General features: G+C 66.5%; 26 protein-coding genes. 11 read left to right on the top strand and 15 right to left on the bottom strand.

What is annotated here, in order from left to right; genetic code table 11:
- Positions 1–84 precede the first annotated feature (84 nt).
- Positions 85–684 (bottom strand): hypothetical protein, encoded by a 600-nt coding sequence (locus AC4JJG_RS10850; protein ID WP_495405767.1) that lies wholly within the window; start codon positions 682–684, stop codon positions 85–87.
- A gap of 227 nt (positions 685–911) precedes the next feature.
- A complete protein-coding gene (locus AC4JJG_RS10845) occupies positions 912–1,304 on the bottom strand; it encodes a hypothetical protein (protein ID WP_495401184.1) in 393 nt (130 codons plus the stop codon).
- 112 nt (positions 1,305–1,416) lie between these two features.
- On the opposite strand from AC4JJG_RS10845, the gene AC4JJG_RS10840 reads away from it, so the two are divergent.
- Together AC4JJG_RS10840 and AC4JJG_RS10835 are read left to right on the top strand one after the other, a co-directional pair.
- A complete protein-coding gene (locus tag AC4JJG_RS10840) occupies positions 1,417–1,857 on the top strand; it encodes a PaaI family thioesterase (RefSeq protein ID WP_495401183.1) in 441 nt (146 codons plus the stop codon).
- Positions 1,826–2,449: a TetR/AcrR family transcriptional regulator gene (locus tag AC4JJG_RS10835; protein ID WP_495401182.1), complete on the top strand. Its 624-nt coding sequence runs from the start codon at positions 1,826–1,828 to the stop codon at positions 2,447–2,449. The genes AC4JJG_RS10840 and AC4JJG_RS10835 overlap by 32 nt, the downstream gene beginning before the upstream one ends.
- On the opposite strand, the gene AC4JJG_RS10830 is transcribed toward AC4JJG_RS10835, so the two are convergent.
- On the bottom strand, positions 2,428–3,465 hold the full coding sequence (locus tag AC4JJG_RS10830; protein ID WP_495401181.1) for an LLM class F420-dependent oxidoreductase: 1,038 nt from the start codon (positions 3,463–3,465) through the stop codon (positions 2,428–2,430). The genes AC4JJG_RS10835 and AC4JJG_RS10830 overlap by 22 nt on opposite strands.
- A 93-nt stretch (positions 3,466–3,558) precedes the next feature.
- Here AC4JJG_RS10830 and AC4JJG_RS10825 point away from each other — a divergent pair, with 93 nt between their 5' ends.
- The 3 genes from AC4JJG_RS10825 to AC4JJG_RS10815 all read left to right on the top strand — a co-directional run bounded on the left by AC4JJG_RS10825 (position 3,559) and on the right by AC4JJG_RS10815 (position 6,876).
- Positions 3,559–4,593: a Zn-ribbon domain-containing OB-fold protein gene (locus AC4JJG_RS10825; RefSeq protein ID WP_495401180.1), complete on the top strand. Its 1,035-nt coding sequence runs from the start codon at positions 3,559–3,561 to the stop codon at positions 4,591–4,593.
- 70 nt (positions 4,594–4,663) lie between these two features.
- A complete protein-coding gene (locus AC4JJG_RS10820; RefSeq protein WP_495401179.1) occupies positions 4,664–5,698 on the top strand; it encodes a thiolase family protein in 1,035 nt (344 codons plus the stop codon).
- Complete coding sequence (locus AC4JJG_RS10815) at positions 5,698–6,876, top strand: thiolase family protein (RefSeq protein ID WP_495401178.1); 1,179 nt, start codon at positions 5,698–5,700, stop codon at positions 6,874–6,876. Before AC4JJG_RS10820 ends, AC4JJG_RS10815 begins: the two co-directional genes overlap by 1 nt.
- 16 nt (positions 6,877–6,892) lie before the next feature.
- Here AC4JJG_RS10815 and AC4JJG_RS10810 read toward each other — a convergent pair whose 3' ends face one another.
- The 7 genes from AC4JJG_RS10810 to AC4JJG_RS10780 all read right to left on the bottom strand — a co-directional run bounded on the left by AC4JJG_RS10810 (position 6,893) and on the right by AC4JJG_RS10780 (position 11,591).
- Positions 6,893–7,450 (bottom strand): maleylpyruvate isomerase N-terminal domain-containing protein, encoded by a 558-nt coding sequence (locus tag AC4JJG_RS10810; protein ID WP_495401177.1) that lies wholly within the window; start codon positions 7,448–7,450, stop codon positions 6,893–6,895.
- Positions 7,451–7,553: 103 nt separating this feature from the next.
- On the bottom strand, positions 7,554–8,096 hold the full coding sequence (locus tag AC4JJG_RS10805; protein ID WP_495401176.1) for a carboxymuconolactone decarboxylase family protein: 543 nt from the start codon (positions 8,094–8,096) through the stop codon (positions 7,554–7,556).
- Positions 8,093–8,605: a hypothetical protein gene (locus tag AC4JJG_RS10800; RefSeq protein WP_495401175.1), complete on the bottom strand. Its 513-nt coding sequence runs from the start codon at positions 8,603–8,605 to the stop codon at positions 8,093–8,095. Before AC4JJG_RS10800 ends, AC4JJG_RS10805 begins: the two co-directional genes overlap by 4 nt.
- Positions 8,606–8,619: 14 nt before the next feature.
- Positions 8,620–9,198, bottom strand: a complete 579-nt coding sequence (locus AC4JJG_RS10795) for a hypothetical protein (protein WP_495401174.1) — start codon at positions 9,196–9,198, stop codon at positions 8,620–8,622.
- Complete coding sequence (locus AC4JJG_RS10790) at positions 9,195–9,674, bottom strand: RNA polymerase sigma factor (RefSeq protein ID WP_495401382.1); 480 nt, start codon at positions 9,672–9,674, stop codon at positions 9,195–9,197. Before AC4JJG_RS10790 ends, AC4JJG_RS10795 begins: the two co-directional genes overlap by 4 nt.
- A gap of 184 nt (positions 9,675–9,858) precedes the next feature.
- Positions 9,859–10,305 (bottom strand): nuclear transport factor 2 family protein, encoded by a 447-nt coding sequence (locus AC4JJG_RS10785; protein ID WP_495401173.1) that lies wholly within the window; start codon positions 10,303–10,305, stop codon positions 9,859–9,861.
- The gene (locus AC4JJG_RS10780; RefSeq protein WP_495401172.1) at positions 10,302–11,591 is read right to left on the bottom strand and encodes a cytochrome P450; all 1,290 of its coding nucleotides are present in this window, start codon (positions 11,589–11,591) and stop codon (positions 10,302–10,304) included. Before AC4JJG_RS10780 ends, AC4JJG_RS10785 begins: the two co-directional genes overlap by 4 nt.
- 294 nt (positions 11,592–11,885) lie before the next feature.
- Here AC4JJG_RS10780 and AC4JJG_RS10775 point away from each other — a divergent pair, with 294 nt between their 5' ends.
- The 4 genes from AC4JJG_RS10775 to AC4JJG_RS10760 are packed head-to-tail and all read left to right on the top strand — an operon-like array spanning position 11,886 to position 14,868.
- Positions 11,886–13,049, top strand: a complete 1,164-nt coding sequence (locus AC4JJG_RS10775; RefSeq protein WP_495401171.1) for a steroid 3-ketoacyl-CoA thiolase — start codon at positions 11,886–11,888, stop codon at positions 13,047–13,049.
- A gap of 1 nt (position 13,050) precedes the next feature.
- Positions 13,051–13,530, top strand: coding sequence for a nitroreductase family deazaflavin-dependent oxidoreductase (locus tag AC4JJG_RS10770; RefSeq protein WP_495401170.1), 480 nt, complete (start codon positions 13,051–13,053; stop codon positions 13,528–13,530).
- Between the two features lie 48 nt (positions 13,531–13,578).
- Positions 13,579–14,346 carry a crotonase/enoyl-CoA hydratase family protein gene (locus tag AC4JJG_RS10765; protein WP_495401169.1) on the top strand — a complete coding sequence of 256 codons (768 nt, stop codon included), beginning with the start codon at positions 13,579–13,581 and terminating at the stop codon, positions 14,344–14,346.
- 9 nt (positions 14,347–14,355) lie between these two features.
- A complete protein-coding gene (locus AC4JJG_RS10760; protein ID WP_495401168.1) occupies positions 14,356–14,868 on the top strand; it encodes a putative immunity protein in 513 nt (170 codons plus the stop codon).
- A gap of 168 nt (positions 14,869–15,036) precedes the next feature.
- On the opposite strand, the gene AC4JJG_RS10755 is transcribed toward AC4JJG_RS10760, so the two are convergent.
- Positions 15,037–15,669 carry a TetR/AcrR family transcriptional regulator gene (locus tag AC4JJG_RS10755; RefSeq protein ID WP_495401167.1) on the bottom strand — a complete coding sequence of 211 codons (633 nt, stop codon included), beginning with the start codon at positions 15,667–15,669 and terminating at the stop codon, positions 15,037–15,039.
- Between the two features lie 165 nt (positions 15,670–15,834).
- On the opposite strand from AC4JJG_RS10755, the gene AC4JJG_RS10750 reads away from it, so the two are divergent.
- Positions 15,835–17,073, top strand: a complete 1,239-nt coding sequence (locus AC4JJG_RS10750; protein WP_495401166.1) for a cytochrome P450 — start codon at positions 15,835–15,837, stop codon at positions 17,071–17,073.
- Positions 17,074–17,082: 9 nt separating this feature from the next.
- On the opposite strand, the gene fadD8 is transcribed toward AC4JJG_RS10750, so the two are convergent.
- Positions 17,083–18,717 carry a fatty-acid--CoA ligase FadD8 gene (gene fadD8, locus AC4JJG_RS10745; protein WP_495401165.1) on the bottom strand — a complete coding sequence of 545 codons (1,635 nt, stop codon included), beginning with the start codon at positions 18,715–18,717 and terminating at the stop codon, positions 17,083–17,085.
- A 183-nt stretch (positions 18,718–18,900) separates the two neighbouring features.
- Between fadD8 and AC4JJG_RS10740 the strand changes: the two genes are divergently transcribed.
- On the top strand, positions 18,901–19,560 hold the full coding sequence (locus AC4JJG_RS10740; RefSeq protein ID WP_495401164.1) for a GNAT family N-acetyltransferase: 660 nt from the start codon (positions 18,901–18,903) through the stop codon (positions 19,558–19,560).
- 206 nt (positions 19,561–19,766) lie between these two features.
- Here the strand turns inward: AC4JJG_RS10740 and AC4JJG_RS10735 are convergent, their stop codons facing one another.
- The 3 genes from AC4JJG_RS10735 to AC4JJG_RS10725 are packed head-to-tail and all read right to left on the bottom strand — an operon-like array spanning position 19,767 to position 21,880.
- Positions 19,767–20,141 carry a DUF8021 domain-containing protein gene (locus tag AC4JJG_RS10735; protein WP_495401163.1) on the bottom strand — a complete coding sequence of 125 codons (375 nt, stop codon included), beginning with the start codon at positions 20,139–20,141 and terminating at the stop codon, positions 19,767–19,769.
- 10 nt (positions 20,142–20,151) lie between these two features.
- Positions 20,152–21,048 carry an SDR family oxidoreductase gene (locus AC4JJG_RS10730; protein ID WP_495401162.1) on the bottom strand — a complete coding sequence of 299 codons (897 nt, stop codon included), beginning with the start codon at positions 21,046–21,048 and terminating at the stop codon, positions 20,152–20,154.
- A gap of 40 nt (positions 21,049–21,088) precedes the next feature.
- Entirely contained in the window at positions 21,089–21,880 is a 792-nt protein-coding gene (locus tag AC4JJG_RS10725) for an SDR family oxidoreductase (RefSeq protein ID WP_495401161.1), read from the bottom strand.
- Positions 21,881–21,956: the final 76 nt, after the last annotated feature.

Here is a 21,956-nt window from a genome sequence, read left to right as displayed (position 1 = left end):
TCCTCCGCGCGTTGAGACCACACACTGTGGAATTGTCAAAGATCATGCGTGGTCCCGTGATTCGGGATCACTGAGGGCCGGCGATCAGGCGGCGAGACGGTCGAGGTTCAGAGTCCTCCTGTTGTACGCCGGCCTACGTGTGCGTCCGTCGGAGTCGCGGCCGTGGTCGAGTGTGTGGATCGAACGATCCTCGGCCGCGGGTAGTCCGCCGGATTCGGCAGCGACTTCGTTGCCGATGCGTCGCGCGCGGTCGAGAATCTCTGCCGGCGTTGCACCAGATGAATGCTGCGCCAGCAGATCGATGGCGTGGGTACGACATACATCGACATCGATGCGCTCGGCAGTACGGCCCTCAATGTGCGTGACTCCGCGTACGACGGCGTCCACGTGTTCCGCGGAGATTCCGCCATCGGCCGCGTGTGCATCGATCACGGGCACCGCTGCCCGGGCGATTCGTAGCAGACGCGCCGCGACCGCCGGTGCACATCCCATGCCGATCAACAGTTCTCGGCTGCGGCGGCCCACATCCCGGTCGATCCGGCCGACCAGCATCGCGGCGCGGTGGTCGATCAGGTTGCGGAGCCTCAGTACCGCCCTGAGCGACCCGGTCGGGTCCGAATCCTCACCGCAGTGCGCCTCGCGGAACGAATCCACCACACGGTCCAACTCTTTGATGACGAGCACGACTACCTCCCAGAGATGACGAATGGACGTGCAGGACATCGCCTCATCTCTGGTAACTCTTCATCGGATTCGGCCGGACATAGGATCCGGTCGATTTCATTACTCGATCCTGCTGGCGCTGACATTACCGCACGCCACCGACAAAGTTGATCCTGCCAACTCATCCTCCCCGGGATGGCCGCGAATTCTCCTGCTAATCAAAGCCTTTGCCGAGGAAGCTCTCGGACCTAGGCGTTCCGATCAGGAATGGCAACGAGCCGGACATGGGCGCCGATGCGGGTGGCCTTCTCACGCCAGGACGGCGTGTCGAGATAGAGATCGAGCATGGTGATCCAGCGATCGACCTGGAATTGGGCGATCAAGCCGGAAGCTCCGAGGGGGATCACGTACGTGTCGGGGTCGTCGGCCCAAGCGGTTGCCACAACCACGCCACAGTCGATGACGGTGACGGATACGTCGTGCATGTGACTCCAGGGAGACCTGGCGCCGGGTGGCACGGTGTACCAGCCGGTCGGGCAATCGGGTCCGAGAGAAGAAGTCGCGGGAGCCGCCGTCGTCGCATCGAAGAGATAGTGCTCCAGTTCGCGCGCGGATCGGACCAGTTCGTCATGGAAGTCCACGAAGTCACTCCATCCCCTTGTTCACGACAGTCGCTGCTCCTCATCGTGCCGCACTACGACCTCGCCACCATCTCCTCTTGACAGCCCCTCAATTAGAGCACACTCTCTAATTATGTTCGCACTCGACGACGCACAGGCCGTGCTCGACTCCCAGCCGTTCAGTGTTCTACTGGGGGCCAGGATCACCGAAATGAACTCGGACAGCGCGCAATTGACATTGCCGGTTCGGGACGAACTCCGCCAGCAGTTCGGCTACATCCACGGCGGGGTGCTGAGTTACCTCGCCGACAACGCGCTGACGTATGCTGGCGCCCTCGGCCTCGGACCGGACATCATCACCAGCGGTTTCTCCATCGAATACCTGTCCCCGGCTCGCGACGGCACCGAGTTGGTCGCCGATGCCACGCTCGTGCGCGCGGGACGAACGAAAGCGGTTGCCCGGTGCGACATCAGTATCGTCGCGGCCGACGGCGAGCGGCGGCTGGTCGCGACGGCGCAGGGCACGAGTATGGTCCGTACGCGTGGGTCGAACACCTCGGTTCAGCACCGATGACATCCTGGACGCGGCACTGAACCTGATCGCGTCCGGTGGCCCGTCCGCCGCGACGGCGGCAGCGGTGGCCCGATCCATCGGCGCTCCGTCGGGGTCGCTCTATCACCGTTTCGCCGGCCGTGACGAGATGCTCGCTCGCTTGTGGCTGCGCACCATCGCCCGTTATCAGCAGGGACTCGTCGAGGCGCTACAGCACGACGACGTCGAGGCAGCGGCGCACGCGGCAGTCGCCCACTGCTTCGACTGGACAGCAGCACATCCCGGCGAGACACGGGTACTCCTGCAGTACGGCAAGGACGACCTCGTCGCCGACTGGCCGGACACCCTCGCGACCGAACTGGCCGACCTCAACGGCGCGGCGATGCACGTTCTCCGCGATTACGCTCGGCGTCGCGTCGGCAGCGACGACCGCGATGCGATGGATCGCGTGCTGTTCGCATTGGTCGAACTCCCCTATGCCGCCGTTCGCCGGCATCTGCCCGATCGAGGTCAGCCCGCGAAATGGCTGCGCGACTTCACCATTCGATCCGCCGACGACATCCTGCGCGAGGCCGCAGACCGCACCAACGATCAGACCAGCGTCGACAACTGACGGATCGTGTCGGTGTCGCGCGCGGTGACCATCAGCATCGTCACCCCGGCCTCCTCCCACTGCTTGATCTGGGCGCGTACCTCGTCGGCGGTCCCCGCGATCATCGTCTCCCGCACCATCTCGTCGGGTACGGCGGCCATCGCCTCGGCCTTGCGGCCCTCGCGGAACAGCGCGCCGATTTCGTCGACGACGTCTCCGTAGCCCATTCGCCGGTACAGCTCGGCGTGGAAGTTCTTCTCCTTCGCGCCCATTCCGCCGACGTACAGGGCCGTCGACGGCCGGTAGCGCTCGACCGCGGACGCGACATCCTCAGTGATCACCACCTGCACGGTGGCCGCGACCTCGAAATCTTCGCGCGTGCGCCGCGCGCCCGGCCGCGCGAAGCCCTCGTCGAGCCATTCCCGATATTGATCGGCCAGGCGAAGACTGAAGAAGATGGCCAGCCAGCCGTCGGCGATCTCGGCGGTCTGCGCGACGTTCTTCGGGCCCTCGGCGCCCAGCCAGATCGGCAGATCGGCGCGGAGCGGGTGGGTGATCGGCTTGAGCGACTTGCCCAGCCCGGTCGCGCCGGGACCGTCCGCCGGATACGGCAGCGGATAGTGCGGACCACCGGACGTGACCGGAGCTTCGCGCGCCAGCACCTCCCGCACGATCCGGACATACTCACGCGTGCGCGCCAGAGGTTTGGCGAACGGCTCTCCGTACCAGCCCTCGACGACCTGCGGACCGGACACCCCGAGGCCGACGATGTGCCGGCCACCGGACAGGTGATCGAGCGTGAGGGCATGCATGGCCAGCGACGTCGGCGGTCGCGCGGACAGCTGCGCGACCGCGGTACCCAATCGAATCCGTTCGGTCGCGGCGCCCCACCATGCGAGGGGCGTGTAGGCATCCGAGCCCCAGGATTCCGCGGTGAACACCGCGTCGAATCCCGATTCCTCCGCTGCCGCGATGAGTTCCGGCGCGTTGACGATCGGGTCGGCGCCCCAGTAGCCGAGCTGCAATCCGAGCTTCACAGTCGTGCCCTTCGGTGATGGCCCGCGTGCGCGGGTCGCGAGTCCGTGACGTGCATCTTGTGCCCCAATACTAGAACGTGTTCTACTCGATGAGTGACCACAAGCACAACAGCGCCCCGCTCCACGCCGGCCAGTCCGGTCGCGGAGGTTCCGGAACCGGAGTCCGAGATCCTGTCCGCGCCGCTGACGAACTCCTTCGCCTACACCCGCTCCCTGGGTCCGGTGCTCAGTCAGTTCGCACTGGCACTCCGTGATGGCCGGATCGTCGGTTCCCGCAGCACCGACGGCACCGTCTCGGTCCCGCCGCTCGAATTCGATCCGGTCGGTGGCGCACCGACGACCGAGATCGTCGACGTCGCTGCCACCGGCACCATCACATCGTGGAGTTGGCAAGCGGAACCGACCGCCCCGCAGCCTCTCGATGAACCCTTCGCCTGGGCCCTCATCAAGCTCGACGGTGCCGACACCGCCATGCTGCATGTCGTGAAGGCCGCATCCGCCGACGAACTCTCAACCGGCGCGCGAGTGCATGCGGTCTGGAGTCCGGCCCGGGTCGGACGCATCGACGACATCGCCTATTTCGCACTCGGCGACACCGCCGAAACCGCTCCGGCCAACGAGGCCGACAATGCCGACGGCGACCTCGTGGTGATCACGACACCGATCACCACCGAGATCATCCACTCGGCAACAGAATCCGAGTCCTGGTATCTCGAGGGCATGCGCATCGGCGAACTCCGCGGCAGCCGCATCGGCAGCGGCATCGACGAAGGTCGCGTCTACTTCCCGCCCCGCGCGGTCAGTCCCTCCGACGGCTCCCCCGCGGTCGAACGAGTCATCTTGCCCGACACCGGGATCGTGACGACCTTCTGCATCGTCAACGTGCCGTTCCAGGGCCAGAAGATCAAGCCGCCCTACGTCGCCGCCTACGTACTACTCGACGGCTCCGACATCCCCTTCCTCCATCTGATCCTCGACTGCGCCGCCGAGGACGTACGGATGGGCATGCGTGTGAAGGCCGTCTGGCAACCCGAGTCCGAACGCGAACTGTCGATGGGCAGCATCAGCCATTTCCGTCCGACCGGAGAACCCGACGCCGAATACGACACGTACCGGGATCACCTGTGACCGTTCACCTTTACCAAAGGGGCCCGCTCGCTTCGCTCCCGGCGCCCATCACTTCCAGCAAGGAGTTCTCGTGACCCTCCCCCGGATCGCGATCGTCGGGTTCGCACACAGCCCGAACGTCGTCGGGACACACGGCACCACCAACGGTGTCGAGATGCTCATCCCGTGCTTCGACAAGTTGTACGCAGAGCTCGGACTGTCGCGCACCGACATCGAGTTCTGGTGCAGCGGATCATCCGATTACCTTGCCGGACGCGCCTTCTCGTTCATCTCCGCGATCGACTCGATCGGCGCGATGCCCCCGATCAACGAATCGCACGTCGAGATGGACGGCGCCTGGGCGTTGTACGAGGCGTGGGTCAAGATCGCCACCGGCGAGGTCGATCTCGCTCTGGCCTACGGATTCGGCAAGGCCACCGCGGGCAACATGGATCAGACACTGACCCTGCAGACCGACCCCTACACCGTTGCGCCGCTATGGCCGGACGCCCGAGCTCTCGGTGCGCTGCAGGCCCGGGCGGGACTCGACGCGGGCACGTGGACCGAAGCCGACATGGCCGCGGTCGCCGCGCGGACCACCGGTGCCTCCGCCGACGAACTCCTCGCAAGCGATTACGTCGCGAATCCGCTGCGCGCCCACGACATCGCGCCCTACACCGACGCCGCGGCCGCCGTCATCATCGCCAGTGAGCGCAAGGCACGCGAACTCGTCGCGAACCCGGCGTTCGTGACGGGCTGGGATCATCGCATCGACACACCGAACTTCGGCGCACGCGATCTCACCGTCTCACCGTCCACCGCACTCGCCGCCGACACCGCCTTCGGCGACCGGAGCCGCGCCGTCGACGTCGCCGAGATCAACGCGTCCTTCACCCATCAGGAACTGATCGTCCGCAATGCGATGCAGCTCCCGGATTCGGTGCGCATCAACCCGTCCGGCGGGTCCCTGGCAGGCAATTCGATGTTCTCCGCGGGCCTCCAGCGCGTCGGCTATGCCGCCCACGAGATCCTGACCGGCAACGCGGGCACCGCCGTCGCGCACGCGTCGAGCGGACCACTGCTGCAACAGAACATGGTCGTCACACTCGCGGGAGAGAACAACTGATGGCACACAAGAACCGCGCCGCGGTCCTGGGCACCGGCCAGACCAAGTACGTCGCCAAGCGTCAGGACGTGACGATGGCGGGCATGTGCCGTGAGGCCATCGACGCCGCGCTGGCCGACGCCAAGGTCTCCATCGACGACATCGACGCGATCGTCATCGGCAAGGCCCCCGATCTCTTCGAGGGCACGATGATGCCGGAACTCGCGATGGCCGAGGCGATCGGCGCCGTCGGCAAACGCATGATCCGTGTGCACACCGCCGGTTCCGTCGGCGGCTCCACCGCCAACGTCGCCGCCTCCCTGGTCTTCGCCGGGGTGCACCGGCGAGTGCTGGCCGTGTCGTGGGAGAAGCAGTCGGAGTCGAATGCTATGTGGGCGTTGTCGATTCCGGTGCCGTTCACCAAGCCGGTGGGTGCGGGTGCGGGCGGCTTCTTCGCCCCGCACGTCCGCTCCTACATCCGTCAGTCCGGTGCGCCCGAGTACATCGGGGCCATCGTCGCGGCGAAGGACCGTCGCAACGGCGCCAAGAATCCTCTCGCCCACCTGCATCAGCCGGAAATCACGAAGGAAAGCGTGATGGAGTCGCAGATGCTGTGGGACCCGATCCGCTACGACGAGACGTGTCCGTCATCGGACGGCGCCTGCGCGGTCGTCATCGGCGATGAGCAGGCCTCGGATGATGCTGTCGCAGCGGGCAATCCGGTGGCCTGGGTACACGCCACGGCCATGCGCACCGAGCCGCTGTCCTTCGCGCACCGCAACGTGGTGAACCCGCAGGCGGGCCGGGACGCGGCGGCCGCCCTGTGGAAAGCCGGCGGCATCGACAACCCACTCGAGGAGATCGACGCCGCCGAGATCTACGTCCCCTTCTCCTGGTTCGAGCCGATGTGGTTGGAGAACCTGGGCTTCATGCCGGAGAACGAGGGCTGGAAGCTCACCGAGAACGGGGAGACGGAGATCGGCGGCAAGCTGCCCGTCAACGCGTCCGGCGGTGTGCTGTCGTCGAATCCGATCGGCGCATCGGGCATGATCCGCTTCGCCGAGGCCGCCATCCAGGTGATGGGCAAGGGCGGCGACCATCAGGTCGCCGACGCGCGCAAGGCCCTCGGCCACGCGTATGGCGGTGGATCGCAATACTTCTCGATGTGGCTGGTGGGTGCGGACAAGCCGCAGCACTAACGCCCCGAAGCGCGGGTCAGCGCCCGGCGAGCGCCAGCAGCACGTCTGCGGGTGCCGCCGTGCGCGGCCGGGTGCGCGGCCCGTACAGACCGTATGCGCGTAGCTCGTCGATGGTCTGGGTGTGATCGAGCAGATAACTCAACAGCGCGTCGCCCGGCCGCCAATCGACGTCGATGCTCCGGCAGAGGTCGTGGGCATGCAACGTCAGCTCCAGCGCCCGCATGTCGAGCAGCACACGCCCGGTCCGGGGGCCGACCCGATGCTGCACGATCACCGAGAGGTTCACCTCGTCGGCGACCGCGCGGAAGCGATCCTCCTCAAGGGTGAACGCGGCGGCGTCGTTGCCCAGATAGTCGCGGCCGCGGGTGTCCGCGATCGCCTCCATATCCGCGTGTTCGAGCATCAGCCGATACCGGACGGCCCCGCCGATCACGTGGTTGATGAGATCGGCCACGGACCAGCCGTCACACGCACTCGGCGTCGCGAGTATCTCCGCTGAGGTGCGGCCCTGTGCGTCGAGCCAGAGTGCCTCGGCTTCGTCGAGTGCTCGCGCGGTCTGCGTTGCAACGGCCACGTCCACCTCCGATCCGATCACCCGGCCCTGCGCTTCAGGGTAGTCCGGGATCAGCGATCGGCACCGGCGTCGATGCTCAGCGCCCGCGTTCCGCGGAACGCGCTCACCGCTCCGGAAGCGCGCAGGCACCGCCCTCGGACATACCGGTCGGTCGGACGCCGAGCGCCTGATTGAGGCGAGCGCGCTGGTTCTCCCACGCGATGACGGCGGCCAGTTCGGCGATCTGGGCCTTGGACATCCACTCCGACAGCTTCTTGCGAACATCCTCCAGGTCCGACCCGACCGCGGGCGTCAGGGTCATCGCTTCCGCGTACTCGAGAACCTGCTTCTCCTGCTCGGAGTAGGCGGAGCTGTCGCGGAACACGGGCAGTTGACGGATCTGCTGTTCGGTGACGCCGGAGTGGGCGGCGAGGGCCGAGCCGATGTCGAGGCAGTATTCACAGTTCACCAGCCCGGCGGTCTTGAGTTCCGCGAGCTCCTTCAGCCGGGGGTCGAGCCGGTTGGTGACGAGCAGCGACACCTCGTAGATCATCGTCGCGACGAGTATCTGCGGCCGCCGGATCAACCAGCCGTACAGGTCGGTCCGGTGACGTTTGGACGCCGCGAAGACCCGGACGTACCCGGCGATTCTGCGGAGTGCTCTCATGACGTTTCTCCTCTCGTGCGCCCCCGCAGTGCGGACACCACGAGGGAGATGACGACCGCGACAGGTGCTGCCGCGGCAAAGAACAGGATGATGCTGTTGCGAAGATTGGTGCTGTCGCTCAACAGTTCCGCGGGATTCAGTGCGTGATAGATGAAGTGCGGCACCGCGAATACCGCCAGCGCGGCTGCCGATACGAGCGCCAGTGGACGCAGCCCCCACATCGCCGCGACGAACAGGAAGATTCCTGTCGCCAGGAATCCGGCACCCGCGTCATTCACGAGGTGATGGTTGAACGGCGGTTCCGCGGCGATGAGCAACGGGCCGAAGCCGGGGAAGGTGTCGTACCAGTGCTGCGGTGCGCTCACCGCCCAGATCCCGGTCACCAGTTGAGGGACGGACAGCACCACCAGCACGACCCTGCTCCACGTCGGTGCGGCTTCGGTGAGGAATCGGCCGGCGAACGGACCGGTCGATCCCTCGCGATCGGAACGGATCGTCGAGGCTGTCATACCTCTACTTCCCGTTAGTCGTCCCGCCCGTAACGACGAACCATCAGATAGGTGACGAGGAGCACGATCGCCGCCACTCCGACGGCACCGTGCGCGACGGCACCCCACGCGAACGTCCCGACCTCATGCAGTCCGCGACCGCCCATGATCAGACCGAACGGAACACCCGCGAACACCGCGACCGGCAGCCAGCGCCGTCGGGTTCCGGCAACGGCGAATGCGGCGCCGATGGCGATGTAGCCGAGTCCGCCGTCGACCATCGCATGGTGACTGAAGGGCTCCCCCAGTGACTCCGAGATCCATTCTCCGAGCACGATCGTCGACAGGCCGTGGACGATCAGGACCACACCGAGCATGATCGCGGCGGCCTGTGCCCAGATCCAACGGCGACGCGGGGCGCGCACCCGACGGTCGACTGCGGCATAGGTGGATGCAGGTGGATCGACGCGGAACCCGTTGGTCAACCGCACCAGATCGGGTTCGACGGTCCCCGGCTCGGTGCGCCCGGTGAGGAGGGCGGTGATGTCGGCATCCAGTCGGTCGGCGGCCGCGAGTTCTCGGTCGTCCGGGCGACCGTCGTCGAAGGACGTCATCGCGGCATCACCTCCCTCAGCTTCGCCACGCCGCGGTACACCAGCATGCGAGCGGCCGTCGCGGAAATACCGAGTGCCGCACCGATATCCTCGGATGACAGCTCGGAACCGAATCGCATGGCGATGGCCTCGCGCTCGCGGGGCGTGAGTATCCACAGGTGTTTGCGGATGTCGTCGGCCGCATCCCGGCGCAGCACCTCTCCCTCCGGGTCGAGTTGCCGATCATCGGACCGCTCGGCCGCCGGATCCACATCCGCGACCGGGAACTCGCGGCCGCGCGTGGACCACCAGTCGGCGACCGTGTGCCGAGCGATCCCGGTCAGCCACGCACCGACGGTGCCACGCGCCGCATCGAAGCGGCCCCAGGAGCGCATCGCCTTCGCGAAGGTATCTGCCGTGACGTCGTCGGCATCCGAGTCGTCGGGCACACGCAGTCGCACGTAGCGCCATACGGTCGCCACATGTTCGCGGTACACCTCGTCGAATCCCGCTGTCCGCCCCTTCAGTGAGCGGATGCCACCACCGACACCCTCATCAACTCTTCGGCGGAGCACAGCCCGCCGTAACGCCGGATCTCCGAGAAGCGTATCCCCTCGACCGGGTACCGACATGACACGTCCGCCCCGCCGAGTCGGCGGGGCGGACGGATCTATCGAATCATCAGGCCTTGCGGACCGAGTTGATCGTCTTCTCGACTTCCCAGAATGCCCGCAGGGCAACCATTTTCCCGTCGGCGTCGGCACGGTAGGTGAAGACCCCGTGCGCCTCGGAGATGTGGCCCGCGATGTGCGTGACGATCTTCCCGACGTAGGCGACCTCGTTACCGCAGATGATCTCGTCGTCGAAGACGAACTCGATGCTCTCGGTGGTGGCGATCGACTTGTCCCAGAACTCGGCGATCTCGTCGTGCCCGTGAAAGCCCTTGCCCTCCGGGTCGAACATCGACGGTCCGACGGGATCCTCGACGGACCCGTCGGCCGCGAAGTTCTCGACCCACGCCTGCTTGTCCCGTGCCGCGACGAACTCCCGAGACCGCCGGCCCGCGACCACCGCCGGGTGATTCTCCCGATCGATGTTCAGGTACGCGGGCGCGTCCTGCGTCGTCACTTGGTGCCGTAGTCGACCTGGAGTTCCTTGACGCCGTTGATCCATCCGTGACGGAGACGACGTGGGCTCTCCAGACGACTGATGTCGGGCATCAGGTCGGCGATCGCGTTGAACATCAGGTTGATCTCCATCCGCGCGAGGTTGGCGCCGATGCAGAAGTGCGCACCGTTGCCGCCGAATCCGACGTGCGGATTGGGATCGCGGAGGATGTTGAAGGTGAACGGGTCGTCGAAGACATCCTCGTCGAAGTTGGCCGAGCCGTAGAACATTCCGACGCGCTGACCCTCCTTGATGTCCACACCGCCCACCTGGGTGTCGCGCTTGGCCGTCCGCTGGAAGGCGTTGACGGGCGTCGCCCAGCGGACGATCTCGTCGACCGCGGTGGCCGGGCGGTCCTTCTTGAAGATCTCCCACTGCTCGGGGTTCTCCAGGAACGCGTTCATGCCCAGGCTGATCGCGTTACGGGTGGTCTCGTTGCCCGCGACGGTCAGCAGGATGAAGAAGAAGCCGAACTCGGTCTCGTCGAGATGCTGTCCGTCGATGTCGGCGTTGACCAGCTTGGTGACGATGTCGTCGGCCGGACACTTCCGGCGCTCCTCGGCCATCTGGTAGCCGTAGCCGAGGATTTCGGCGTTCGCGGTCATCGGGTCGGTGGTGAACTCCGGATCGTCGGCGTTCATCATCGAGTTCGACCAGTCGAACAGTTTCATCCGGTCTTCCTGCGGCACACCGAGCAGATCGGCGATGGCCAGCAGCGGCAGGTCGATGGCGACCTGGTGGACGAAGTCGCCCGAGCCCGTCTCGGCCGCCTCGGTGACGATCTTGCGTGCCGCGGCGTCGAGCTTCTCCTCCAGTTCGTGCACCGCTTTCGGGGTGAAAAGCTTGGAGATGATCTTGCGCAGACGGGTGTGCTCCGGCGGATCGTGGTTGATCAGCAGGGCCTTCGTGACCTCGATCTGCTCGGCGGGCATGTCGTCCTCGAAACGCATGATGACGCCGTTGGTGCTGGTGGCCCAGTCGTCGTTGTTCTTGGAGATCTCCCGGATATGCGCGTGCTTGGAGATCACCCAGTAGCCGCCGTCGTGGAAACCACCGCCCTTGCCTGCCTCCTGCGCGTTCCACCACACCGGGGCGGTCTTGCGGAGCTCTGCGAACTCCTTGACAGGGATGCCCTGTTCGAGCAGGTCAGGGCTGGTGAAATCCCAGCCCTCCTGATGCATGAAAGGACACTTGGCGGCGCCATCTGTGATGTCGTCGCCGGCCTGCGTACCCTGTGCCTGGGTCACGTCACACCACCTCGCGTTGAGATTAGAACTTGTTTCAATCTCATTGAAGCACAGTCCGAGCGTGTGGCGAAGACCTCACGAGAACTTGTTCTAGTTTTGCCGGTCGAACTCCCGGTTCGACCATGCCTGACCCGACCTCGAACACCTGGCCGCAGCCAGCACACAAGTACAGCGTCACCCTGCGGCGACGTATCGGGAACTCGTTCCCGCCGAGCACCGGGACCCGGCATGGACCAGCGAGAGAACTTGTTCTAGTTTGAATCCACAGTTCGCATATATCGAGAGGAATCGGACATGGGTGTGCCGGTAATCGTCGAAGCAGTCCGGACGCCGATCGGCAAGCGCGCCGGCTGGCTGTCGGGTTTCCACGCCGAGGAGCTCCTCGGCCTGACGCAGCGCGGACTGCTGGAGAAGGCCGGTATCGATCCGGCGCTCGTCGAGCAGGCCATCGGCGGCTGCGTGACCCAGGCCGGGTCACAGGCGGGCAACATCACCCGCAAGGCGTGGCTGTCGGCGGGACTTCCCGAACACACCGGCGCGACCACCATCGATGCCCAGTGCGGCTCGGCACAGCAGGCCAACCATCTGATCGCCGGACTGATCGCGACCGGCGCCATCGACGTCGGCGTCGCCTGCGGCATCGAGATGATGTCGACCGTTCCCCTCGGCGCGAACGTGGGCACCGCTGCGGGGCCGTATCACGCCGAATCGTGGGACGTCGACATGCCGAATCAGTTCGAGGCCGCGGAGCGCATCGCCAAGCGGCGCGGCATCACCCGCGACGACATCGATGCGCTCGGTGTGCGCAGCCAGGAGAACGCCAAGCGAGCCTGGAACGAAAGCCGTTTCGTCCGTGAGGTTCTGAGCCTCAAAGCGCCCGAACGCACCAAGGAGGGCGAGTACACCGGCAACATCATCGACGTGACGCGCGACCAGGGCCTTCGGGACACGACCCGCGAATCGCTCGCGGCGCTGAAGCCGGTCATCGAGGGCGGCATCCACACCGCTGGCACCTCGTCGCAGATCTCCGACGGTGCCGCTGCCGTGCTGCTGATGGACGAGGCCAAGGCCCGCGAACTGGGCCTGACGCCCCGTGCCCGCATCAAGGCGCAGGCCCTCGTGGGCGCGGAACCGCATTTCCACCTCGACGGCCCGGTGCAGGCCACCGAGCGCGTCCTTGCGAAGGCCGGCATGGCGATGTCCGACATCGACATCACCGAGATCAACGAGGCCTTCGCCTCCGTGGTCCTGAGCTGGGCGCAGGTACACAACGCCGATCTGGACAAGGTGAACGTCAACGGCGGCGCCATCGCACTGGGACATCCGGTGGGCAGCACCGGTTCCCGCCTCATCACCACCGCCCTGCACGAGTTGGAGCGCACCGGCGGGCAGACGGCTCTGGTCACCATGTGTGCGGGCGGCGCGATGGCCACCGGCACCATCATCGAACGGATCTGACGTGGATGCCGCGAACCGTCCGAAGCAACTCGATTCGCCCATCGTCGCCAAAGTAATCAAGGCCGGTTCGCGGCTGAACACCAAGCTCTACAAGGCAACCGGCGGCAGGCTGGGCAATACGTGGCGCGTCGGCGCCGCCCTGCGCAAGCCCGCGCCCGTCTGCCTGCTGACGACGATCGGCCGCAAGACCGGCGAACCCCGTACGGCACCTCTGCTGTACCTGCGACGCGGTGACGACATCGTCGTGGTCGCCTCGCAGGGCGGGCTGGCGAAGAACCCGGCCTGGTACCTGAATCTGCAGGCCGATCCGAATGTCACCGTGCAGATCGGCCGCGACACCGTCGACATGGTCGCACGCACCGCCACCGAGGCCGAACGCACCGAACTGTGGCCGGACCTCGTGGAGATGTATGCGGATTTCGACGCCTACGCCGCCTGGACCGAGCGGACCATTCCGGTGGTGATCTGCTCACCCAGGTGATCCGATGCCGCATCGGCGACACCACGCCCGCTATGGGAGGGTGAACCGATGAGCGATGTGCGCGTGGAACGCGACGGCGACGTGATGATCGTCGTGATGGCACGACCGGATCGACATAACGCCGTCGACGGCCCGATGGCCGCCGAACTGGCCGCCGCTTTCCGGGACTTCGAGGAGTCGGATGCCGCGGTCGCGGTCCTGGCCGGTGACGGCCCGTCGTTCTGCGCGGGCGCCGACCTGAAATCGGTTGGCACCGAACGCAGCAACTCGGTGACCGAGGACGGCGACGGCCCGATGGGACCGACGCGCATGGACCTCGACAAACCGGTGATCGCCGCGATCAACGGTCACGCGGTGGCCGGTGGGCTCGAACTCGCACTCTGGTGCGACCTGCGCATCGCCGCCGACGACGCCACGCTCGGCGTGTTCTGCCGCCGCTGGGGCGTGCCGCTGATCGACGGTGGCACCATCCGCCTGCCACGTCTGATCGGACACAGCCGCGCGATGGACCTGATTCTCACCGGACGCCCGGTGGACGCCGCCGAGGCGCTGTCCTTCGGGCTCGTCAACCGGGTCGTCCCGGCCGCCGACGTACGCAGCGCCGCAATCGAACTCGCCCACGACATCGCACGCATGCCCGCCACCTGCATGCGCGGCGACCGCCGCTCGGCGCGCTCCCAGTGGAGCCACGACGAGGCCACCGCTCTCGGCGACGAACTGCGGATCGGACTCACCTCGCTGATGAACGACGGCATCGACGGCGCGGGCCGTTTCGCGTCCGGCAAGGGACGCGGCGGTTCGTTCACCGATATCTGACCCGCACCGATGATCCTGCCGAAGGTCCGCGATCCACGTCTCGTCACCATCCGGCGCGGCGGCAGCCTCAGCGATGCCGACCACCGGCACCTGGCACTGTGGGCCGCTCTCTGCGCCGAACATGTCCTGCCGCTGTTCACCGCCGTCGCACCCGACGACAACCGGCCGCGCGAGGCTATCGCCGCGGCTCGTGCGTGGACCGTCGGCGAAACGCCGATGATGGCGACGCGAGCACTCGGCGGACATGCGATGGGTGCTGCGCGTCCGTTGACCGGCGCGGCCCGATTCGCGGCGTACGCGGCGGGCCAGGCAGCCTGCGTGGCACACGTCGCCGAACACGACCTCGGAGCGGCCGCCTACGCGATCCGCGCGGTCATGGTCGCGGCGGGCGACACCGCTGAACAGGTCAGGCGCGACGAGCGGGATTGGCAACGCGATCAGATCCCCGACCATCTCCGCGATCTCGTCCTCGACGACCAACGACGACGGAACAGCATCTGCTGGAACGTCTTCGGCGACTGACCAGGGCGCACGCCCGCCGATCGAGTAGCGCGAGGCGCCGGCCGAGCGCGTATCGAGATCTCGCACGGCAGATCTCGATACGCTGCCTCGCTGCGCTCGGAAGCTACTCGATCAGCGAAAGGGACCGGACGCTACTCGATCAGCGAAAGGGGCTCGGAAGCTACTCGATCAGCGGTCGATCGCGGCGAGGTCGGTGCGGCTGGGCAGGGCGCGCACAGCGGCGCCGGTCCACCGATCGAGGAAGCGGCGCAGGTCGTCACCGGCCAGGGGCGGCGAACCGGGATCGATCACCATCGACTGCAGGGTGCGGAGCACGATGTCGACGACGTCGTTCAGGTCGTCGTCGCCGAATCCGTGTGCGGCCCAATCGACATCGAAACGCTCGACGGTGGAGTGCGCCAGGCCGCGGGCCATCTCCGAGGTGATGTCGCCGATCACGGGCAGGCTCAGATGACCGGCACCCAGCATCAGCCCCACGTAGCGATCGCGGGACAGTTCGTCGAGGACCACACAGATCCCGTCGACGACCGCGCGGTCGGGTTCGCCGATACCGCGGAGACGTTCCTCGACGCGGCCGAGAAATTCGTCGGCGGCATCACGCGCCGTGGCCGACAGCAGTTCTTCGGTGCCGTGGAAATAGCGGTACACCGTCTGGCGGGTGACTCCGAGACTGCGGGCGACATCGGCCAGTCCCACGCTCGACCCCTGCTCGTCGATGCAGCGACGGGTGGCCGCGAGGATGCGCGCGACCGCCTCCTCGTCACTGGCCGGCACACGTCCACCCCAGCCATGCGTGCGCATCGATCCACACCTCTCGTCGGTCACCAGTAGCCCATCACCCTACCTGCGCAGCCGTGCAGGACCGCGACGGAAACGGCGACCATACATCAAATGAGTTAGTGTATGGTGTGGTGACGGAGCGCACATTCATTGCTGCGCTCAGTCCTTCTAGCTGCGAGGTTTCCCATGACGACGACCACGGGAGTCTGTCCGTTCGGGCCGGGCTTCGACTTCACCGACCCCGACGTGCTGCAACGAGGCATGCCGATCGAGGAGTTCGCGGAACTGCGCCGAACCGCTCCGGTCTGGTGGAACGAGCAGCCCGCGGAGGACTCGACCTTCGGCGACGACGGCTACTGGGCGATAACCAAGCACGCCCATATCCGCGACATCTCGAAGAACAATGCGCTCTGGTCCACCAACGTCAAGGGCGCGGTCATGCGCCTGCCCGACGGGATCACCGCCGAACAACTCGAACTCACCAAAGCCCTTCTCATCAACCATGATCCACCCGAGCACACGCGTCTCCGCAAGATCGTGTCGCGGATCTTCACCCCCAAGGCCGTCGCCGCGCTCACCGACGGTCTGCGTGAGTCGGCGCACCGGATCGTCGAGGAAGCGGCCGCGTCGGGCAGCGGCGACTTCGTCACCGATGTCGCAATTCACCTTCCGCTGCAGGCGATCCTGGATCTCGTCGGGTTCCCGCAGGAGAACCGCGACCGGATCTTCGAACTGGCGAACGCCATCATCAATACCCACGATCCGAGCCCGGAACTGTCACCGGAGATGGCCAACGCCGAACTGCTCGGGTACGCGTACGGACTGGCCGAGGACCGCCGCAAGTGCCCGGCCGACGACATCCTCACCACCCTGGTGCAGGCCGACATCGACGGCGAGGCACTCGACGAGGCCGAGTTCGGTTTCTTCATCATCCTGCTGGTGATCGCGGGGAACGAGACCACCCGCAACGCCACCACCCACGGCATGAACGCCTTCCTGAGCAACCCGGAGCAGTGGGAGATCTACAAGCGGGATCGTCCCGGTTCGGCCGTCGACGAGATCATCCGCTGGGCCACCCCGGTCCACTGCTTCCAGCGAACCGCCCTGTCCGACACCGAGATCGGCGGTGTGCAGATCGACAAGGGACAGCGTGCCGGACTGTTCTACAGCTCGGCGAATTTCGACGAGGACGTCTTCGACGACCCATTCACCTTCAACATCCTGCGTGATCCGAACCCGCACCTGTCCTTCGGTGGCAGCGGCGCCCACTACTGCATCGGCGCCAACCTGGCCCGGCTCGAACTGGGGCTGATCTTCAACGCCATCGCCGACGTCCTCCCGGACATCGAAAAAGTCGGTGAACCACAACGCCTCCGCTCGGGGTGGCTGAACGGCGTGCAGTCCTTCGACGTCCGCTACCGCTGACCGCCGGCGCTATCCGACCCCGCGCTCGGCACCCTCCCAGAACCGGGCGCGCAGAGCCTTCTTGTCGGGCTTGCCCAGCGCGGTGAGCGGCAACGACTCGGCGAAGATCACCTGCTTGGGTGACTGCACGGCTCCCTTGCGGGCCTTCACGGCCTCCTGGATCTCGGCGGTGATCCGTTCGCGCTCCGCGTCGTCGGCATCCGTACGCAGCACCACCACCGCGGTGACCGCCTCACCCCATTTGTCGTCGGGGACGCCGATGACGCCGACCTGACCCACCGAGGGATGTTCGGCGACAACGTCTTCCACCTCTCTGGGGAACACGTTGAAGCCGCCGGTGACGATCATGTCCTTGGTGCGGTCGACGATGTACCAGAACCCATCCTCGTCCTCGCGGGCCACATCCCCGGTACGCAGCCAGCCGTCGCGGAAGGTGTCGGCGGTCTGCTCGGGAAGACCCCAGTAGCCGCCGGCGAGAAGCGGTCCGGCGACACAGATCTCGCCCGGCTCACCCTGTGCGACCGGCTGATCGTCGGGTCCGAGAAGCGCGGTCCGCAGGAATGCGGACGGTCGGCCACAGCTGCTGAGGCGGCGCTGATCCTGCCCCTCGACGGGGTGATCGTTCCTGCCGAGATAGCTGATGACCATCGGCGCCTCGGACTGTCCGTAATACTGCGCGAAGATCGGTCCGAACCGTTTGATGGCCTCGGCCAGGCGCACCGGATTCATCGGCGACGCACCGTAGTACACGGTTTCCAGCGACGACAGATCACGGGTGTGCGAATCGGGATGATCCATCAGGGCATACAGCATCGACGGCACCAGCATGGTGGCGGTGATCTTCTGTTCCTCAATGGTGCGCAGCACCTCGGCCGGATCGAATTTGGCGAGCACCACCATCGAACCGCCCTTCATCAGGACGGGCGAGAAGAACGCGGCCCCGGCATGGGAGAGCGGCGTGCACATCAGGAACCGCGGGTTCTCCGGCCACTCCCATTCCGAGAGCTGGATCTGCGTCATGGCCGACATGGCACGGGCGGTTCCGATGACGCCCTTGGGTTTTCCGGTGGTACCGCCGGTGTAGGTGATCGACACGATGTGTTCGGGCGCCAGCTCCGCGGCGACCAGCTGCTCGGGTTCGAAGGTGTCGGCGACCGAGATGATGTCGGTGCCCCACTCCGCGAGTTCCCCGGGGACCGGTCCGAGCGTGAGGATCTGCTTGAGGCTGTCGACGCGCTCCATCAGTGCGGCCGCGCGTTCGACGAACATCGGCACCGGATCGATGACCAGCGTGGTCACGCCGGCGTCGGAGAGGACGTAGGCGTGATCGTCGAGGGAGCCCAGTGGATGCAGGGCGGTGCGACGCCACCCCTGCGTCTGTCCGGCACCGATCACCAGCAGGACCTCCGGCCGGTTCAGCGCGAGTAGTCCGACGGTGGAGCCGGTGCCCGCGCCGAGCGAATCGAACGCCTGCGCATAGCGACTGATCGCGGCGGCCATCTCGCCACCGGTCAGTTCGGTGTCGCCGAGCGTGAGGACGTTCCGATCGGCATGCCGTCGCAGTGCGGCGACCAGAAGGTCACCCAGGTGGGTACCGCCGCGCAGGTGATCGAATCCCTCAGTCGAGCCGTGAACGTCAGTCATGCGTCTCAGACTAGGACGTGTTGCAGATTTCCGGAAGAAGTGCGCACCAAGAAGTGCCGTGACATGCAGCGCGGCTGCGCGATCCCCGGCCGTCATCGCGCTAGAACATGTTTCACTATTGTGCGGACATCGATGCCTCGGCTCCCCAGCCGAATCGGCACCGGGGCATTAGGATCGACAAGTATGACTGATCTTGACCAGGCAACCGCCCGCCGTGACATCACCGACGCACTGCTCACCGCCCTCGACCGCCGGCACGAGGTCCTGGATGCGATCGTGGACGCCGACAACCGTGCGGACGCCGTAGCGGCCATCGCGACCCTGCTCGGCAAGTCCACGCTCGGCGCCGAGGCCGTCCTGGGGATGTCCCTCGACCAGTTGACCAAGGACGAGCGTCGCAAGAATCAGGCCGAACTCGACGATCTCAACCAGGAGATCACCTTCACCCTCGCCGAGCGTCCCGCCTCGAGCGGCGACAGCCTCGACCTGCGCCCGTTCGCCGCTGCCGACGACGCCGATCTCTTCACCGTCCGCACCGAGGAACTGCGCGTCGCGGGAGACGGCTCAGGTTCGCCCGCCGGCGAGGTGTCCGACGAGATCGCCAAGGCCACCGACCGTGTCGCCAACGAGGACGCCGTGTGGCTGGTCGCCGTCGAAGGTCCCGCGAAGGTCGGCCTGGTCTTCGGTGAGCTGACCGACGGCGGTGAGGTCGACGTCCGCATCTGGATTCACCCCGACCACCGCAAGAAGGGCTTCGGCACCGCGGCACTGCGCAAATCCCGCTCGCAGATGGCCGGCTACTTCCCCGGCGTCCCGATGGTCGTCCGCGCCCCGAGTAGCTAGGTTCCCGATCCGCTGATCGAGTAGCCCGAGGCAGCCCTCCGCTGATCGAGTAGCGAACGAGCGCAGCGAGGACGCGTATGGAGATCCGTTGTCCGGGATCTCGATACGCCCACTCGCTGCGCTCGCGGGCTACTCGATCAGCAGAAAAACGCCCACTTGCGGCGCCCCACGCAACTCGATCAGCGGATGCGGAAGTCAGCGGGGAGTCAGCGTTTACGCCGGGGCACACCGAATTTCGCGATGATGGCGCGAATGCGGTTCTCGTCGTCGACGACGAAGGATTCCGATACCGGAGCGGCCAGCCCGAATGCCTTGGGCTGCACGTGAACCCAGTAGCGCGTGGACACCGTCGGGCCATCGACCTCGGCGGTGAAATCACTGACCCGATGGATCAGCCGGAACTGCGGACCGCGCGCCAGACTGCGCGCGATGTGTGCGCCATTACGGCCGGTCTTCACACCGAGTTCGACGCGGGTGCACTCGGGATGTAGCGAGACTCCCGACGGGTCGTGACTCACGAGCGCATCGACGTAGGCGTGGGCCGCCGCGATCCGCCGTGAGTCACGATCGTCGTTGCTCATCATCTGGACTCTACCTGGCGCCGTACACGGGAACCGGGGTCGGCGACTTCGCCAGCAAATCGGTGACGACAGCACCGAGTTCGGCGGGCTCCCAGCGGGATCCCTTGTCCTGTTCGGCGGCGCGCTGCCAGCCGTCGACGACGGTGACCTTGCCGCCCTCCACCTCGAAGACCCGTCCGGTGACCGATGCCGACTCCGGCGAGCCGAGCCAGACGACGAGCGGCGAGATGTTCGCCGGGTCCATGGCGTCGAAGGAACCGTCGCTCGGTGCGGCCATCTGCGCGGCCATGGCGTCGCCGGCGCCCATGGTCATCTGCGTGCGAGCGGCCGGGGCGATGGCATTGGCGGTGACGCCATAACCACCGAGTTCGGCGGCGGCCTGGATGGTCAGCGCGGAGATGCCGGCCTTGGCCGCAACGTAATTGCCCTGCCCGACCGAGCCGAACAATCCGGCGCCCGACGACGTGTTGATGATGCGCGCGTCCCGCTGCGCACCGGCCTTCGACTGCGCACGCCAGTAGGCCGCGGCATGGTGCAGGGTGACGAAGTGCCCCTTGAGGTGCACCCGGATCACCGCATCCCACTCGTCCTCGGACAGCGCGACAAGCATCCGGTCGCGCACGAATCCCGCATTGTTGACGAGAATGTCGAGCCCACCGAAGGACGACACGGCACTCTCGACCAGCGCGGCTCCCGCATCCCAGTCGGCGACGTCGCCGACCGCGGCGATCGCCTCGCCACCACCGTCGACGATCTCCTGGGCGACGGCGTGCGCGGCGTCGGAATCGAAGTCGTTGACCACGACCCGTGCGCCGTCGGCGGCGAAGGCCAGCGCGTGGGCGCGCCCGATACCCTGTCCGGCGCCGGTCACGATCGCGACGCGGCCCTCATTCAGCTTGTCAGCCAACACATCTCCTCAGTCGTTACTTGATGGATCGAATCGTTTGCTAGACGCGGTTGTCCGCGGTGGCCGCCGACAGGAAGGCGGGGAGTTCGCCGCCACCGTGCACGGTCAGCGTGGAACCGGTGATGAATCCGGCGAGCGGGCTGAGCAGGAACGCCACCGCATGCCCGACATCGGCCGGAACGGCCAGACGGCCCATCGGGATGGTCGCCGCGACAGCCTCGACACCCGCATCGTCGCCGTAGTGCAGGTGTGACTGCTCAGTGAGCACCGGACCGCAGACCACCGAATTGATCCGCACGCGCGGCGCCCATTCGATGGCAAGAGAGGTGGTCGCGCTGTCGAGGCCGGCCTTGGCCGCACCGTAGGCGGCGGTCCCCGGCGACGGACGATGCCCGCTCACACTCGACACGTTGACCACGGCTCCGCCCTGATCCTGTTGCTGCATCACCGCATTCGCGGCACGGGCAACCTGCAGCGGCGCAAGAAGATTGAGGTCGACGATCTTGCCGGTGAACCGGGGTGACGCATCGGCGGTGAGGGCGAACGGCGATCCGCCCGCGTTGTTCACCACTCCGTCGAGGCGCCCGTGCTTCTCCACGATCGCTGCGACCATCGCCTCGACCGCGTCGGGATCGCGGACATCGCAGGCAACGAACTCGATCGACTCGTCATCGCCGGGGTTGCGCCCGCACACGACCGGGACGGCACCCAGATCCGCCAGCGCACGGGTGATCCCCGCACCCACACCGCGCGTGCCACCCGTCACCAGCACGACCTTGCCCTCGAGACCGAGATCCGCCGAGGGCGGCGCCGTCTGCGTCTGTCCATCCATGGGTGCTACTCTACCAAACAACCAAGCATTTGCTTGGTCGGACTGCTTGGTTCCGCGGAGCCTCGAGAGGAGCAGG

It is taken from the genome of Gordonia sp. B8661-1 (genome assembly GCF_059427765.1).
Note: the sequence above shows the minus strand (reverse complement) of the source record. Positions and strands in the feature narration are given on the sequence as shown.